This is a genomic window from Streptomonospora halophila (assembly GCF_039542725.1).
GTDB lineage: Bacteria > Actinomycetota > Actinomycetes > Streptosporangiales > Streptosporangiaceae > Streptomonospora > Streptomonospora halophila.
In genome coordinates this window covers 15,185-30,555 of sequence record NZ_BAABIK010000023.1, presented here as the reverse complement: position 1 = coordinate 30,555, position 15,371 = coordinate 15,185, and the positions used below count along the sequence as shown (strand labels likewise).

Sequence of the window (15,371 nt, the reverse complement as noted above, 5' to 3'; positions counted from 1 at the left end):
CACGGTCCCACCGGTCTACCGCGCCGGTGTGGTCGCGGTCACCGGCGCCTGGTAACTTACCGGCGAGTAGCGGGCCGGCCCGCTCCGCTCCCGGCCCCCTGCACGTGGCTCCGCCTACACGAAGGAGTTGTGACCGCCGCCATGTCCACGCCCCAGGTCTTCGCACCGCCGCCCTTCGCGGGCCCCCTGAGCGGCCACGGCGGCTCCCACGCGGTCGAGGTGGCCCGCCACCACGGCATCGACACCATGTTCACGCTCAGCGGCGGCCACGTGTTCCCGCTCTACGACGGCGCGGTCAAGCCCGAGCCCACGATGCGGCTGATCGACGTCCGCCACGAGCAGACCGCCGTCTTCGCCGCCGAAGGCGTCGGCAAGCTCACCGGACGCGCGGGCCTGGCCGTGGTCACCGCCGGCCCCGGGGTGACCAACGCCGTCAGCGGAGTGGCCACCGCCCGCTTCAGCGGCTCCCCGCTGATCCTCGTCGGCGGGCGCGCCCCCGACAGCCGGTGGGGCCAGGGGCTGCTGCAGGAGCTCGACCAGCCCCCGATGCTGGAGCCGGTCACCAAGCGCGCCTGGACCGTGCACGACACCGGCGGCATCGGCGCGGCCATGGACGAGGCCGCCCGGCTGGCCAACGACGCCCACCGCGGTCCGGTCTTCCTGGACATCCCGATGGACCGCCTCTACGACCAGGCCGAGACCGAGCTGTCGGCCGCGGCGCCTCCCGCTGACCGCTCTCCCGATCCCGGGCGCATCGCCGAGGCCGCCCGGCTGCTCGGCGAGGCCGAGCGGCCGGTGCTGGTCTACGGGTCCGACGTCTGGCTCGACGGAGCCGCACAGGCCGCGCTGGAGGCCGCCGAGGAGCTCGGCGTCCCGGTCGTCACCAACGGGCAGGGGCGCGGCGTACTGCCGGGCGGGCACCGGCTGCTCGCCAACCGGGCCCGCGGCGCCGCGCTGGGCCGGGCCGACCTCGTGGTCGTCGTCGGCACGCCCTTGGACTTCCGGCTGGGCCACGGCCTCTTCGGGGGCAAGGACGACTTCCCGTTGGCCCGGGTCGTGCACGTCGCCGACTCCGCAGGGCAGGTCACCGACCACATGACGCCGGCCGCCGCGGTCTGGGGCGACCTCTCGGCCGCGCTGCGCGGCATCGCCGGCGCCGCAGCGCCGACCGCCTCCGCGCGCCGCTGGTGCACCGAGATCGCCGAGGCCGCCCGGGCTGCGGCCGCCCAGGACGCGGACGTGCTGGCCAGCGAAGCCGACCCGATCCACCCGGCCCGCATCTACGGCGAGCTGAACCGGATCCTCGACGACGACGCCGTGGTGATCGGCGACGGCGGCGACTTCGTCTCCTACGCCGGCAAGTACGTCGAGCCCAAGCGCCCCGGCCGGTGGCTGGACCCGGGCCCCTTCGGCTGCCTGGGCACGGGCATGGGCTACTCCGCCGCGGCCCGGCTGACCCATCCCTCCTCGCAGGTGGTGACCCTGATGGGCGACGGCGCCGCCGGGTTCTCCCTGATGGACGTCGACACCCTCGTGCGCCACCGGCTCCCGGTCGTGATGGTCTGCGGCAACAACGGCATCTGGGGCCTGGAGAAGGCGCCCATGCAGATGCTCTACGGCTACGACGTCGCCGCCGACCTCACCCCCCAGACCCGCTACGACGAGGTCGTGCGCGCCCTGGGGGGCGGCGGCGAGCTGGTCACCGACCCCGAGCAGATCGCCCCGGCCCTGCGCCGCGCCTTCGACTCCGGGGTGCCCTACATGGTCAACATCGCCACCGACCCGGAGAACGTCTACCCGCGCAAGACGATGGGCGTCTGAGCGCGCCCGCGCAGGGGTGTCAGGACCGCGCGGCGGAGGTGAAGCGCGCGCGGTCCACCACGACCCGCTCGACGGTCCCGCCGGCCAGCGCGGCGCCCCCTCCGCCCACCTGCGAGACGGTCACGTCGAAGACCAGCCGCCGCCCGTCGACCCGGCTCAGCCGGGCTTCGGCGCGCACGCGGGCGCCCACCGCCGAGGCGGCCAGGTGCGACAGCGCCACCTCGGTGCCCACGGTCGTGGCGCCCTCGTCGAGCCGGCCCCGTGTGGCGGCGACGGTGGCGGCCTCGGCCAGCGCGAGCACACGCGGCGTCCCGAGCACCTCGGTGTCGCCGCTGCCCAGCGCGAGGGCGGTGTCCTGCGCGCCGACCACCAGGTCGGCGCTGCCCCGCAGTCCTTCGGTGATCACAACCGCCGATGCTACAGGCCGGTACCGCCCGCCGCGGGGACCTTTCGCGGCCGCATCCCTTGACCCCGATCTAAGTTGAGGATTCAGGATGGTCGGCATGGACAACGAAACCGCGGAAACCGAAGCCATCCAGCAGGTCGTCGCCGCCGTCGACCGCGCCCAGCGCGCGCGGGACGCCGAGGCCTTCCTCGCGCTCTTCCACCCCGACGCCGTCTGGACGACCGCGCACGGCAGGGTCCTCGTCGGGTTCGACGCGATCGCCGAGTTCACCCGGTCCGTCCTGCCGGGCGCGCAGGGGACCGGCGACGTGACCTACGAGACCCGCCACATCCGGTTCCTGCGGCCCGACGTCGCGGCCGTCAAGGTCAGCCAGGTCGACCACTCCGCCGACGGCTCAGAGGGCTCCCCGCTCTACGTCATGACCAAGCAGGACGACGGGCGCTGGCTGCTGCACGTCGGCCAGAACACCGCGGTGCGCTTCGATCAGGTTCCGCGGTGAGCGGCGCCGCGGCCGGCGGCGGGGCTCACCAGCGGCACGAGGCGCGCTCGATGGCGCGCGCGGCGGCCTCGACGACCTCGGGGTCGTACTCGCCGAAGCCGTCCATGCGCAGGCGCTCCAGCACCGCCTGCACACGCTCGGGGTCGCCGGACTCGCCGACGAGGTCGTCGACCGCGTTGGCGACCTTGATGACCCTGCTGCCCAGCGGCGGCGGGCCGTCGTCGCCGTCGCCGCCGTAGGGCTCGCACTGGCGGCGCACGAGCTCGGCCACCGAGTCGAGCACGCCGGTCTCGCGGATCACCGCCGACCCGAGCTCGGCGATGCGCCGCTGCTCGCGCGGCAGCGCGAAGACGGTGGCGCCGCTGGCGATGGGGTCGCGCAGCGACAGCTGGCCGATGTCGTGCATCAGCGCGGCGTACTCCAGCTCCAGCAGGTCGGACTCGCGCATGCCCAGCTCGCAGCCGATCGACTTGGCCAGCCTGCTGACGCGGCGCGAGTGGCCGGTGGCGACGTAGCCGCCGACCTCGGTGACCCGCGACAGGGCGCGCACGGTCTGCAGGTAGGTGAGCCGGACCTCGGCGAAGCGGCGGAAGGCCACCTGGGTGACCAGCAGGGGCGCGGTGAACACGAGCAGGCCCGCCAGGCCGGTGATGGTGCTCGCCAGCGCGATGAGGATGCCCGAGGATCCGATGGCCATGCCGAGGCCCGCGTGGGCGCGCAGCTCGTCGCGGAAGGCGACGGTGAGGCGGGCGCGCAGCCGCTCGGCGCGGATGGCGGCGGCGATGACGGCGTCGGTCAGCCACCCGGCCAGCACCAGTACGGCCATCAGGAGCAGCGCCGGCCACCACTGCGACTCCTCGGCTCCGGGAGCCAGGTCGCCGGCGAAGGGCCGGAACGCCAGTGTGATCACCACGATGACCATCATCCGGCGCGCGAGGTCGCTCCACTCGGGTGTGCGCCCGGCGGCGATGTGCGGCAGCTCGCCCAGCGCGAAGCCGACGGTGACCACCGCCAGGACCTGCCAGCCCGAGTGGTGGACGTGGTCGCCGCCGATGTTGAGCAGAAACGTGTAGCCGATGGCGCCGGCCGAGGCGACGGGTGCGACCTCGCGGTTGCCCGGCAGGGTGATGCGGGCCAGCTCGCCCAGCGCGATCAGCACGCCGAAGGCCAGCGCCGTCTGCGCGTCGGCGAACCCGGTGACCAGCGTCCACAGCAGCGACCCGGCGGCGAAGGCGGCGGCGACGACGATCACCAGGACGCGCACCGGCTCGTCGAGCAGCCGCCAGGCACCCGTCCGGCGGGGCGCGCGCATGCTGTAGAACTCCTCGGTGATCACCGCTCGGCCTCCCGCACCACGCGCAGCGGGACGCTCGGGTCGTCGTGGTCCTGCTGGGCCACCACGGCCGAGCCGTCGCCCGGCGGCTCCACGGCGTCGGGCAGCTCCCAGCCGTCGCGGTCGACGGCGGTGATCAGCGCCGCCACCATCGCCGGGTCGAACTGGGTGCCCGCGCCGCGCCGCAGCTCGGTGAAGGCCTCCTCGACGGTGCGCGCCTTGCGGTAGGAGCGCGTGGAGGTCATGCAGTCGAAGGCGTCGGCGACGGAGATGATCCGCCCGAACTCGGGGATGTCGGTACCGGCCAGGCCCATCGGGTAGCCGCGCCCGTCCATGCGCTCGTGGTGGTGCATGATCCCGCCGAGGGCCTCGTCCAGGAAGCCGATCTCGCGGACGATCTCGTAGCCGCGCATGGGGTGCAGCTGGATGGCGGCGAACTCCTCCTCGGTGAGCTTGTCGGGCTTCTGCAGCACCTTGGTGGGCACGCCGAGCTTGCCGACGTCGTGCAGCATCCCCGCGTAGCGGATGGTCTGCACGCGCTCGGCGGGCATGCCCAGCTGCTGGGCGATCATGCCCGCTCCCTTGGACACGCGCATGCAGTGCCCGCGCGTGTAGTAGTCCTTGGTCTCGACGGCCTGGCACAGCGTGGCCAGGGTGGCCTCGTGCGCGCGCTGCTCGGCCAGGCACTGGTCGAAGGCCCAGCGGGCGATGAACAGCGGGAGCAGCACCAGCAGGATCGCCGGCGCCCCGATCACCCCCCACACCACGGCGATGAAGAGCCCGAGCATGCCGTAGCCCAGCGACGCCAGCTCCAGGGTGGCCAGCGTGCGCCAGCGGACGCGCCGCGGCGGGGCCAGGCGGACCTCGCCCAGGCACCACATCAGCAGGCCCACCAGCACGGAGTTGCCCACGCCGTAGACGACGAGCGCCGCGCAGAAGGGCACGAGTATCCACGGGAAGTCGGCGCGCTCAGGCGGGCCGACCTCGCCGCCCAGGGCCAGGAAGGCGTGCCCGGTGGCGTAGCCCACCAGAGCGAGCTGGCCGCCGTTGAACATCCGCTTGACGACGTTCTGGCGGCGCAGCACGAAGGGCGCCGAGCACAGGGCGCCGGCGGCCGCGCCGACCGGGCCGACCAGTACGACCGCGGCCAGCGACGCCGCTGCGCCCGGCGAAACCCCCGCTTTGCCGTTGTGCATGGTGGTGCTGATCGACTCGGTGACCACGTAGAGCACCACGACCAGCGCGAGCGTGGCCGGGTCGATCCCGGTGAAGGGGCCGAGCCCGACCACGGCGAGGGCGCTGAGGAACACGAGCCCGATGTAGAGCCGGGCCGCTCCCGGAAGGGCACGCAATTCCTGGTACCTCCCACCCCAAAGCCGACCGAACCACCATGGTTTCATCGATTCCGTTCTACCACCAGCACCACCCGTTCACGCAGGCCAGTGCCCCGGTCGTGATGATTCCCTGATGCACCATTTCGGAAATGAGCCAACCCACGGCAGCCCCCCTGTTTTCCGGTCCGCACACCCATCCCGGCCCACGTAGCCGGGAACCCCCGGGTGCGCTGTGCGAATTACCCCATACGGTGGATATGGCGACCAGTTTAACGGCCCGCGCGAGGGGCCTGATTTCCCTGACCCGATCCACGGACCTCTGCCGACCGCCCACTGGCAAACCGTTTTCGGATTACGGAATTCCGAAGGAGTATCGTAGTCGCACCGATTACTCTCCGACATCATCCGAACACCGGTGAACCGAGCGTGTGCACGCCGCAGTACCGGGACTTCCGAGCACCTTTCCGACACCTGTCACCACCGGCGATCACATAACGTGATCACCATGGCACAGCATTCCGTATATCGTCTACAGTGGAATGCGACCATTTCTTGACCTGAATCCCGGCGGCTCCGGGCGTGTCGAGCCGCGCGCGCCGCCCGCACGCACCCGCCCGGCGACCAAAACCCGGTTCTCGGCGGATCCCGCCGATTCGCGGGCGGCGGTTTCAGCCCCTCACGGCGGAAAACACGCGAGTCCGGCGGCTGGACGCACCGGCCGCCGGACTCGTCGCAATTCACGACTTCCGCGGCTTTTCGCGAATGCAGAACTTGTTCGATGCGCCATCGGCCGCGTTGTCGGGTTGAGCGGGGGGCAGGGCCCGATGCCCTGCGGCCCGAGGGGCCCCCGGCCCGCTCGCGCAGTCGCCTAGTCGGCCTCCGCGCCTTCGCGCACCTGGAGGTCGGAACGCGCCGCCTCGATGCGGTGCAGCACCTTCGAGCGCAGGTCACCGGGGACCGGATCGGCGCCGCAATGTTTGGCCACCAGCTTCTTGACGACCTCCTCCAGACCGTACTCGGCCAGGCACGGGCCGCACTCGTCGAGGTGCTCGCGGATCTCGGCGCAGTTGCCCTCTTCGAGCTCCCCGTCGATGTAGGAGTAGACCTTCGCCAGCACCTCGCTACACGGGGTAGCGTGCTCTCCTCCGCAGCTCATCGCTGGTCCCTCCGACTCGACCCGCTGTTGGACGCCTCTACCGCGATACCCTCGCCGTCCGCCGAATCCAGGATTCCGCGCTCCAGCGCGTACTCCTCCAGCATCGAGCGCAGCTGTCGCCTACCGCGGTGCAGCCGCGACATCACGGTGCCGATCGGGGTGTCCATGATCTCGGCGACCTCCTTGTAGGCGAAGCCCTCGACGTCGGCGAGATAGACGGCGATGCGGAAGTCCTCGGGCAGATCCTGCAGTGCCCGCTTGACGTCGGTGTCGGGCAGGTGCTCCAGCGCCTCGGCCTCGGCCGACTTCAACCCGGAGGAGGAGTGCGACGCCGCCTGCGCGAGCTGCCAGTCCTCGACGTCCTCGGTACCGGCCTGCCGGGGCTCGCGCTGCTTCTTGCGGTAGGAGTTGATGAACGTGTTGGTGAGGATCCGGTACAGCCAGGCCTTGAGGTTCGTCCCCTCCTTGAACTGGTGGAACGAACCGAACGCCTTGGCGAACGTCTCCTGGACGAGGTCCTCGGCGTCGGAGGGGTTGCGGGTCATCCGCAGCGCCGCCGAATAAAGCTGGTCCAAGAACGGAAGCACGTCCCGCTCGAACCGAGCGCCCTGCTCGTCGAGTGTCTCCTGGCCCTGATTCAAGCCCGCCTGCCTCCTTGTGCTGGCCTCCCGTGGGGCAACCGTAGCCTCACGATACGACGCCGCACCCGCGGAGGGCACATCGCCGGGCGGCGAGACGCCCGTGCGCGCTTCGTCTAAGTCACAGGTAGCAGTAGGCATTGACCTGCCTTTGTTCTCCTCGTCTGGCCGCAGGAGCCGGAATCCGGACCCGGAGCGCCGCGGCGTGTTTCCGAGTTCCGCATCCGGCCTGCCGGGTAGTGATGTGCATGCCAACAACGCCCCGCCCCGGCTGATTCCACCGGTCGGGCCGGTTGTGCGCGGCACACAACCGCCGTTTCGGCGTACCCGTGGGGGTGACCCGTGCAAGAGTGAGGGTAAAACCCTCAACACAGACGTGGGAGAGGAGCATGCGTGCGACCGTCCTCCAACTCCGCGTCCCGCCCGCCGGAACACGAGACCGCCGAGGCCGTGCCTGACTCCCGCACAGCGCGTTCGGCCGCCGCGCACTTCGCGACCAGCGACTCCCTGTCCGCCTACTGGCGGTTCTACTGGGCGGTGGCGGACGCGCAGCTCGCCCGATGGCTGCCCGAGGAGCCCGGGCGCATCCTCGACCTGTCCGGACCCGACTTCCGCGGCGCGCCGCGGGCGGTGGCCGACGGGCACGACGTGGTCACCCTGCTGCCTTCGGCCGACCTCCGGCCGCGCCGCCAGCTGACCCTGGTCAACGGGCACGTGCCGGCGGCGCGGCGGCGCTCGCCCGGGCGCCTGCACCCCGTGGTCGGCGACACCACCTTCCTGTCGGGGTTCACCGGCGGCGCCTTCGACGGCGTGCTCGCCGACAACCGGGTGCTGTCGCGCCACCTGGCCACCGAGGCCTCGCTGGGCGAGATCGCCCGCGTGCTGCGGCCGGGCGGCCGGGTGCTGCTGTGCGTCGACTCGGTCGTGCTGGGCATGGCGCTGCTGGCCGAGCAGGACTGCTGGCCCGAGCTGAGCTTCGCGCCGCGGGCCGACGTGCTGCTGGTGCCCTGGCCCGACGGCTCGATCACCAGGTGCTTCACCGCCGAGCAGATCGGCGAGGTCGTCACCGACGTCGGCCTGGAGCTCGACTGGATCCGGCCGCGGACCGTGCTCTCGGCCTCCACGGTCGAGATGATGCTGGCCCGCGACTCCCAGGCGCTGGGACGGCTGGTCGACATGGAGCTGCGGGCGGCGGAGTCCGACGACTACGTGGGCGTGCACCTGCTGGCGAGCGCCCGCAAGCCCGGCCCGGCCCCGCAGCCGCGCTGAACGCCCGCCGCGCTTGCGGCTCAGGCCGTGACCGCTGGAGCCCGGGGCGCCTCATCGGACCGGCGGATGCCGGCTCCGGCTCCCCGCGTGTGCCGTGAACAGCACATACGCTGCGGTTACGGACTCACCGTCGGCGGGAGCGCTCATGGGCACCGTTGATCCACGCAGGCAGGGGCGGGATGCGTACGAGCGGCTGGCATGGCGCGAAGCGTACGAGGGTTTGTCGGCTGCCGACCGGCAGGCCCCGCTCATGGCCGACGATCTCGACCGGCTGGCCCGGGCGGCGTATCTGATCGGCGCCACGGACGTGGCGACCGGGACCTGGGAGCGGGCTCATCACGCGTTTCTGGACCGAGGGGAAGTGGCGGGGGCTGTCCGGTGTGCGTTCTGGATCGGGCTCACGCTTCTCCTTCGCGGCGAGCACGCCCGCGGCGGCGGATGGCTCACGCGGGCGCAGCACATCCTTGAGGATGCGGCGCTGTGCTGCGTGGAGCGGGGCTATCTGCGTGTCCCCGCGGCGCTGCGGGCTCTGAACGGCGGCGATGCCGAGGCGGCGAAACGTTCGTTCGTGGAGATCACTGAGATCGCCGACCTCTTCGACGACACCGACCTGCGGGCACTGGGGAGCCTGGGGCGCGGCCAGTCGCTGATGGCGCAGGGCCGGGCGGCACAGGGCGTGGAGCTGCTGGATGAAACGATGGTGGCGGTGACCACCGGAGAGGTGTCGCCGATCACCGCGGGGATCGTCTACTGTGCCGTGATCCTCGCCTGCCGCGGAATCTACGACCTTCGTCGCGTGCAGGAGTGGACGGAGGCGCTGAGTCGCTGGTGTGCCACACAGCAGGACCTTCAGCCGTACCGGGGCCAGTGCCTGGTGCATCGTTCGGAGATCATGCAGCTGCGGGGTGACTGGGCCGACGCCATGGACGAGGTATGCCGGGCGTGCAAGCACCTGTCCACCTCGCACGGCGACCCGGCGCTGGGCATGGCCCTGTATCAGCGTGCCGAGCTGCTCCGGCTGCGCGGCGAGTTCTCCCAGGCCGAGCGCTACTACCGTGAGGCCGGGGGCCGGGGGCATTCAGCGCAGCCGGGACTGGCTCTGCTCAGGCTGGCACAGGGCCGGCTGGACGACGCTGCCGCTGCCATCCGCCGGACCCTCGTGGAGACCGAGGGACTGGAGGAGCGGCCCGGTGTACTGGTCGGCTCCGTGGAGATCGAGCTCGCCGCCGGAGGCGTCGAGGACGCTCAGCAGGCAGTCGACGAGCTCGACAGGATCGCCGCCGGCTTCGAATCGCCGTACCTGCGGGCGGTGGCAGCGTACGCGCGCGGGTCCGTGCTGCTGGCCGCCGGTGCCCCGGAGGCCGCGTGCACGGCTCTGCGCCGGGCGTGGACAGCCTGGCACGGGAACGAGGCTCCTTACGAGGCGGCACGGGTACGGGTGGAGTTGGCGCGGGCTTACCGCCAGGTCGGCGATCGCGATACGGCCGAGATGGAATTGGAGGCCGCCCAACGGGTCTTCGCGGAACTCGGCGCGGCGCCGGCGCTGGAGCAGGTGCGGGAGCTGAGGGGCACAGCGGGCCGGGCCGCGCCCCGGAGCCCGGAAGGGTTGACCCCACGCGAGATCGAGGTGCTCCGCCTGATCGCGACCGGGGCATCGAACCGGGTTATCGCGGACCGTCTCGTGATCAGCGACAAGACGGTCGCCCGGCATGTGAGCAACATTTTCACCAAGCTCGGCGTCTCCTCGCGCGCCGCGGCTACGGCGTACGCATACGAGCACGACCTGGTATAGCGCCGTACCCGGCCGCCTGCGCAGAAATACCCACGCGGCGCGCGCACCCGAATTGGTCGACTCGACCGATGCGGAGCCCGCCGCCGACCTCGGACCCTTGGCTTGTAAGCGCCGTTGAACGCAGGCCGACGATGACCTCTCGGGACAAGGCGATGCGACCGGTGCGGTCCGCGGGTGGCGGGCAGACGACCAGCTGCCGGCTGCCATGCCGGTGGCCGAGCGGTGGGTCGGGCTGCCCGCGTCCGTGGTAGAGGACTGCCGCTACGCGCGGTCGGGACATCAAGGAGCAGAGGGGCGCTGGAAGAGGGGGAGTCGCCATGAAAACGAGAATGTTCGAGGTCGCCGGACTCGAGGGCGAGCGCGTCGGCCTAAGCGCCGCCCGGATCGAGCAGCTCGGCGCCCGGCTTGCAGGACCGCTGCTCACGGCCGGCGACGAGGGCTGGGACGAAGCCGTCGAGGTCTGGAACGCCATGGTCACCGCACGTCCGGCGCTCGTCGTCCAGCCGGTCTCTGCCCGCGACGTGGCGATGGTCGTGCGTTTCGCCGCGGACCACGGCGTCCTCTTGAGTGTCAAAGGCGGGGGCCACAACATCGCCGGCACGGCACTCGCCGACGGTGGGCTGACTCTCGACATGTCGCGCATGCGCGAGGTGGCTGTCGACCCGTCCGCGCGGCTCGCGCACGCTGGTCCGGGATGCCTGCTGCGGGACGTCGATCGGGCGACCCAGCAGCAAGGTCTGGCGACGGTGCTCGGCTTCGTGTCCGAGACGGGTGTCGCCGGCCTCACCCTCGGCGGCGGATTCGGCTATCTGACACGCCGGTTCGGCTGGGCGGCCGACAATCTGCAGGAGGTGGAGGTCGTCACGGCGGACGGAACGATCAGGACCGCGAGCCGGACGGAGAACCCGGACCTGTTCTGGGCCCTGCGCGGAGGAGGCGGCAACCTCGGCGTCGTAACCCGATTCACCTTCCGTCTGCACGAGGTCGGCCCCCTCATCACCGGAGGGCTCGCCGCATGGAGCGCCGACCGGGCGGACGAGGTGCTCAAGACGTACCAGGAGCTCACCGCGTCCGCTCCCCGGGAGCTGACGGCAGCGGTGATGATCCGGCTTGCGCCGCCGGCTCCGTTCGTCCCGGACGAGTGGCACCTCAAACCCGTCGCCGGGCTCCTCGTGTGCCACAGCGGCAGCGCCGCCGAGGCCGAAGCCGATCTCGCTCCGCTGCGCGCCCTCGGCGAGCCGATCTTCGACCTCATCGGTGAGAAGCCCTATGTGGCCCAGCAGTCGATGTTCGACGAGATGGAGCCCAAGGGGCTGAACCAGTACTGGAAGACCGAGTTCCTGCCCGGCCTGCCGGACGAATACCTGCCCACGTTCCGGGACGCCGCGCTCGACGTCGCGTCCCCCTTGTCGTTCTCCGTCGTCTTCCACATCGCCGGCGGGCTGAACGAGTCGGATGACGGCGGCGCTGTCGGGAACCGGGAAGCCCGGTTCATCAGCGGCTTCTCCGGGGTATGGCCGCCGCACGCCGACGGAGGCCGCATCGTGGACGCGGTCCGCAGGGGCTGGGAAAGCATCCGGCCGTTCTCGACCGGCGGGAACTACGTCAACTTCCAACTGGCGGAGGACGACGCCGACAGAACGGCCGCCGCCTACCGGGCCAGCTACGACGGTCTCCGGAGGGTCAAGGAGCGGTACGACCCCGACAACCGCTTCCGCGTCAACCGCAACATCAGTCCCCGAAAAGGAAGCTAGAGCCGCGCCGGCGGGGTTTGCCCTCGCCAGGCTCCACGGGAACGTCGGCTTCGCCAAGATGGCCGAGGCCATCGGCTACAAGCGGGAGCACATCGGCAAGATGCCTCGGCCGTACACCGACGGCAAGGGCGTTCGCCCGCGAACAACCCGGTTCCACAAGAATCCGGACGTGGTGGATGGTCTACGCATCCCGGTCCCGGTACCCGCGTGAGGCCGCCACGCGCGACTTCCACGAGCAGGTCGCGGCCGTCAATCGGGGTGCAGACAAGCAGGGCCTTCCGTTCTGGCCCCCGACGACCGACGATCCGGGCCCCGCTCGTATCGGAGAGCGGGGCCCGGACCTATGTGATCGTGCTGTCCCGACGGGTTCACGATCCGATCGTGGGGGTCAGTCCGCCATCGGCAGGTAGACCCGCTTGCCGCGGTCGGCGAACTCCTCGGACTTGTCCCGCATGCCCTTGTCGATGGCGGCCACCGTGGACAGGCCGTTCTCCTCGGCGTACCTGCGCACGTCCTGGGTGATCTTCATCGAGCAGAACTTGGGACCGCACATCGAGCAGAAGTGCGCGGTCTTAGCGGGCTCGGCCGGCAGCGTCTGGTCGTGGAAGGACTGGGCGGTCTCGGGATCGAGGGCCAGGTGGAACTGGTCCTGCCAGCGGAACTCGAAGCGGGCCGTCGACAGGGTGTCGTCCCACTCCTGTGCCCGGGGGTGCCCCTTGGCCAGGTCCGCGGAGTGGGCGGCCAGCTTGTAGGTGATGACGCCGGTCTTGACGTCGTCGCGGTCGGGCAGGCCGAGGTGCTCCTTGGGGGTGACGTAGCACAGCATCGCGGTGCCGTGCCAGGCGATCTGCGCCGCACCGATGGCCGAGGTGATGTGGTCGTAGCCCGGCGCGATGTCGGTGGCCAGCGGGCCCAGCGTGTAGAAGGGGGCCTCACCGCAGAGCTCCTCCTCCAGCCGCACGTTCTCGGCGATCTTGTGCAGCGGGACGTGCCCGGGACCCTCGATCATCACCTGCACGTCGTGGGCGCGGGCGATGTGGGTCAGCTCGCCCAGCGTGCGCAGCTCGGCGAACTGGGCCTCGTCGTTGGCGTCGGCGATGGAACCGGGCCGCAGACCGTCGCCGAGCGAGAAGGTGATGTCGTAGCGGCGGAAGATCTCGCAGAGCTCCTCGAAGCGGGTGTAGAGGAAGCTCTCCTCGTGGTGGGCGAGGCACCACGCCGCCATGATCGAGCCGCCGCGCGAGACGATCCCGGTGACGCGGCGGGCGGTCAGCGGGACGTAGCGCAGCAGCACCCCGGCGTGCACCGTCATGTAGTCCACGCCCTGCTCGGCCTGTTCGATGACGGTGTCGCGGTAGATCTCCCAGGTCAGCGAGGCGGGATCACCGTCGACCTTCTCCAGGGCCTGGTAGATGGGCACGGTGCCCACCGGGACCGGGGAGTTGCGGATGATCCACTCGCGGGTCTCGTGGATGCGCTTGCCGGTGGAGAGGTCCATGATCGTGTCGGCCCCCCAGCGGGTGGCCCAGACCATCTTCTCGACCTCCTCGGCGACCGACGAGGTCACCGCGGAGTTGCCGATGTTGGCGTTGACCTTCACCAGGAAGCCCTTGCCGATGATCATCGGCTCGGACTCGGGGTGGCACCGGTTGGCCGGGATGACCGCCCGGCCGATGGCCACCTCGGAGCGCACGAACTCGGGGTCCATCCCCTCGCGCGCGGCGATGTAGCGCATCTCGGGCGTGATCACGCCGGCCTTGGCGTAGGCCGCCTGGGTGACCGCGCCGTCCACCGGTTCGCGGTCGCGGACCCACTCCTCGCGCATGCGCTCCAGACCGGCGTGGACGTCGATCCCGGGCGCTGCGTCGGTGTCTGTGTAGGGGCCGGAGGTGTCGTACAGGTCGATGTGGCTGCCATTGTCCAGACCCACCCGCCGGTGCGGGACGCGCAGCGTCCGTGCGGAGTCGGGGTCGGTGACCTCCCGGTAGACCTTCTGCGATCCCATGATGGGGCCGGAGGTCACGGTGGGCTGGACACTACGGTCGTCGAGCGCCGTCAAGGCACGCCTCCCTACGTCGGAATTACCCGAACAGGTTCTGCGGTCGGCGGCACCCGCCCCGTTCTCGGAGCAGCCGCCCTCTCAGCCCGCCATGGCGCGAGCTCCCGCGGTTGGTGATGGTGCCGTCGGATCGGCCGAAGGGGCGATGGCCCCGCGGCTCGACGCGACGGTGTCGTCGGTGTCGTTGCCTTTGTCGCGAACACGGATGCCGCACCGTCGTCACGGTGCACCGCCGACCCGCGTCCGGCCCGGCGGCGATCCGGTGATCGGGGCCACCCTACCCACGGGGGGCGCGCCGGTTCCAGGGGCGGCGGCCCGCCGTCCGGTCGCGGGCGGTATCGGTCCGCCCGGCCGGAGGGGGTCAGAACAGCGTCGCGCCCGGGTCGCCGGCGGGTTCCGGCGGCTGGGGCTCGGGGTCGAGCAGTTCGGGGCCGTTGTTGCGGACGCTGTTGACGGCGGTGCTGACCGGGGTGACCGAGAACTCCCGCACCGGGGTGGCCGCGAGGGCCTGGTGCAGGTCGTCGGGCCCGGAGGCCGGGTCGAGCCACACCTGCCACAGTTTCGGCGGGACCACCACCGGCATGCGCTCGTGGATGCCGCTCAGCTCGGGCGCCGCCTGCGTGGTGACGACGGTGCAGCTCCACAGCCACGCCGCGGGGTCGCCGTCGGGGCGCGTGGGGTCGCGCCAGCGCTCGAAGAGCCCGGCGAACGCGAGCGGGGAGCCGTCGGCGTAGCCGATGGCGTAGGGGCGCTTGCGCGACCGGGCCTTGCGCCGCTTGTGGCCGGCGTCGGTGACCGGCGAGGTTCCGGCCTCGGTATCGCCCGGCCGGTCCTCGGGCAGGAGCTGCCACTCGTAGTAGGCGTCGGCGGGGATGAGGCAGCGCCGACGGGCGAAGGCGTTGCGGTAGGCGGGCTTCTCGGCCGCGGTCTCGCTGCGCGCGTTGATCATCTTGTAGCCGACGTTGGGGTCCTTGGCCCAGGACGGCACGAGCCCCCACCGCATGGTGCCCAGGGTGCGCGGCCCGCGGTACCCGGTGCCGGCGGCGGCCTCGCGCGGCGGGGTGCCCAGCACCACGTACACGGACTTGCCGGGGGCGACGTTGTAGTCGGGCGCCAGCTCCTCCAGCGGGGGCCGGGCCCGCGGGTCGGACGCGCCGTCCGCCGGGGCCGCGCTTTCGTCGGCCTCGGGGAAGTCGAACGCGAGCTGGAGCTCGTGCTGGTTGCGGGCTTGAGCGTATCGACCGCACATGCGAGCAAGCCTAGCGGCGGGCGCCGACATCCGGGCGCGCGCGGTGCGCGCCCGCCCTCGC

Annotated in this window: 13 protein-coding genes; 6 read left to right on the top strand and 7 right to left on the bottom strand. The window is 71.6% G+C overall.

Going from position 1 to position 15,371, the window contains the following annotated elements; genetic code table 11:
• The first annotated feature begins 141 nt into the window (after positions 1 to 141).
• Positions 142 to 1,821, top strand: coding sequence for an acetolactate synthase (locus ABEA15_RS18570; RefSeq protein WP_345557866.1), 1,680 nt, complete (start codon positions 142 to 144; stop codon positions 1,819 to 1,821).
• A gap of 19 nt (positions 1,822 to 1,840) precedes the next feature.
• Here ABEA15_RS18570 and ABEA15_RS18565 read toward each other — a convergent pair whose 3' ends face one another.
• Positions 1,841 to 2,227, bottom strand: a complete 387-nt coding sequence (locus ABEA15_RS18565; protein ID WP_344141731.1) for a thioesterase family protein — start codon at positions 2,225 to 2,227, stop codon at positions 1,841 to 1,843.
• Positions 2,228 to 2,324: 97 nt separating this feature from the next.
• Between ABEA15_RS18565 and ABEA15_RS18560 the strand changes: the two genes are divergently transcribed.
• Complete coding sequence (locus tag ABEA15_RS18560; RefSeq protein WP_344141732.1) at positions 2,325 to 2,726, top strand: SgcJ/EcaC family oxidoreductase; 402 nt, start codon at positions 2,325 to 2,327, stop codon at positions 2,724 to 2,726.
• Between the two features lie 25 nt (positions 2,727 to 2,751).
• On the opposite strand, the gene ABEA15_RS18555 is transcribed toward ABEA15_RS18560, so the two are convergent.
• The 4 genes from ABEA15_RS18555 to ABEA15_RS18540 form a co-directional block, all read right to left on the bottom strand.
• Positions 2,752 to 4,038, bottom strand: a complete 1,287-nt coding sequence (locus ABEA15_RS18555; protein WP_386699760.1) for an HD-GYP domain-containing protein — start codon at positions 4,036 to 4,038, stop codon at positions 2,752 to 2,754.
• 20 nt (positions 4,039 to 4,058) lie between these two features.
• Entirely contained in the window at positions 4,059 to 5,411 is a 1,353-nt protein-coding gene (locus ABEA15_RS18550; protein ID WP_344141734.1) for an HD-GYP domain-containing protein, read from the bottom strand.
• An 850-nt stretch (positions 5,412 to 6,261) separates the two neighbouring features.
• Positions 6,262 to 6,549: a mycothiol system anti-sigma-R factor gene (gene rsrA / locus ABEA15_RS18545; protein WP_344141735.1), complete on the bottom strand. Its 288-nt coding sequence runs from the start codon at positions 6,547 to 6,549 to the stop codon at positions 6,262 to 6,264.
• Entirely contained in the window at positions 6,546 to 7,190 is a 645-nt protein-coding gene (locus ABEA15_RS18540) for a sigma-70 family RNA polymerase sigma factor (RefSeq protein WP_344141736.1), read from the bottom strand. Before ABEA15_RS18540 ends, rsrA begins: the two co-directional genes overlap by 4 nt.
• 447 nt (positions 7,191 to 7,637) lie before the next feature.
• Here ABEA15_RS18540 and ABEA15_RS18535 point away from each other — a divergent pair, with 447 nt between their 5' ends.
• The 4 genes from ABEA15_RS18535 to ABEA15_RS18520 all read left to right on the top strand — a co-directional run bounded on the left by ABEA15_RS18535 (position 7,638) and on the right by ABEA15_RS18520 (position 12,213).
• Positions 7,638 to 8,456, top strand: a complete 819-nt coding sequence (locus ABEA15_RS18535; RefSeq protein WP_344142017.1) for a class I SAM-dependent methyltransferase — start codon at positions 7,638 to 7,640, stop codon at positions 8,454 to 8,456.
• A 145-nt stretch (positions 8,457 to 8,601) separates the two neighbouring features.
• Positions 8,602 to 10,248: a LuxR C-terminal-related transcriptional regulator gene (locus tag ABEA15_RS18530; RefSeq protein ID WP_345557863.1), complete on the top strand. Its 1,647-nt coding sequence runs from the start codon at positions 8,602 to 8,604 to the stop codon at positions 10,246 to 10,248.
• 317 nt (positions 10,249 to 10,565) lie between these two features.
• Entirely contained in the window at positions 10,566 to 12,002 is a 1,437-nt protein-coding gene (locus ABEA15_RS18525) for an FAD-binding oxidoreductase (protein ID WP_345557861.1), read from the top strand.
• 58 nt (positions 12,003 to 12,060) lie between these two features.
• The gene (locus ABEA15_RS18520; protein WP_345557859.1) at positions 12,061 to 12,213 is read left to right on the top strand and encodes a hypothetical protein; all 153 of its coding nucleotides are present in this window, start codon (positions 12,061 to 12,063) and stop codon (positions 12,211 to 12,213) included.
• Positions 12,214 to 12,390: 177 nt separating this feature from the next.
• Here ABEA15_RS18520 and thiC read toward each other — a convergent pair whose 3' ends face one another.
• Together thiC and ABEA15_RS18510 are read right to left on the bottom strand one after the other, a co-directional pair.
• On the bottom strand, positions 12,391 to 14,061 hold the full coding sequence (gene thiC / locus ABEA15_RS18515; protein ID WP_344141739.1) for a phosphomethylpyrimidine synthase ThiC: 1,671 nt from the start codon (positions 14,059 to 14,061) through the stop codon (positions 12,391 to 12,393).
• A 361-nt stretch (positions 14,062 to 14,422) separates the two neighbouring features.
• Complete coding sequence (locus tag ABEA15_RS18510; RefSeq protein ID WP_345557857.1) at positions 14,423 to 15,310, bottom strand: SOS response-associated peptidase; 888 nt, start codon at positions 15,308 to 15,310, stop codon at positions 14,423 to 14,425.
• Positions 15,311 to 15,371 lie beyond the last annotated feature (61 nt).

Excerpts from the sequence above, each read along its gene's own strand:
- ABEA15_RS18555 (WP_386699760.1), bottom strand. The coding sequence starts at position 4,038 with ATGCGCGCGCCCCGCCGGACGGGTGCCTGGCGGCTGCTCGACGAGCCG.
- ABEA15_RS18520 (WP_345557859.1), top strand. The coding sequence starts at position 12,061 with ATGGCCGAGGCCATCGGCTACAAGCGGGAGCACATCGGCAAGATGCCT.
- ABEA15_RS18525 (WP_345557861.1), top strand. The coding sequence starts at position 10,566 with ATGAAAACGAGAATGTTCGAGGTCGCCGGACTCGAGGGCGAGCGCGTC.
- ABEA15_RS18570 (WP_345557866.1), top strand. The coding sequence starts at position 142 with ATGTCCACGCCCCAGGTCTTCGCACCGCCGCCCTTCGCGGGCCCCCTG.
- ABEA15_RS18560 (WP_344141732.1), top strand. The coding sequence starts at position 2,325 with ATGGACAACGAAACCGCGGAAACCGAAGCCATCCAGCAGGTCGTCGCC.
- rsrA (WP_344141735.1), bottom strand. The coding sequence starts at position 6,549 with ATGAGCTGCGGAGGAGAGCACGCTACCCCGTGTAGCGAGGTGCTGGCG.
- ABEA15_RS18510 (WP_345557857.1), bottom strand. The coding sequence starts at position 15,310 with ATGTGCGGTCGATACGCTCAAGCCCGCAACCAGCACGAGCTCCAGCTC.
- ABEA15_RS18530 (WP_345557863.1), top strand. The coding sequence starts at position 8,602 with ATGGGCACCGTTGATCCACGCAGGCAGGGGCGGGATGCGTACGAGCGG.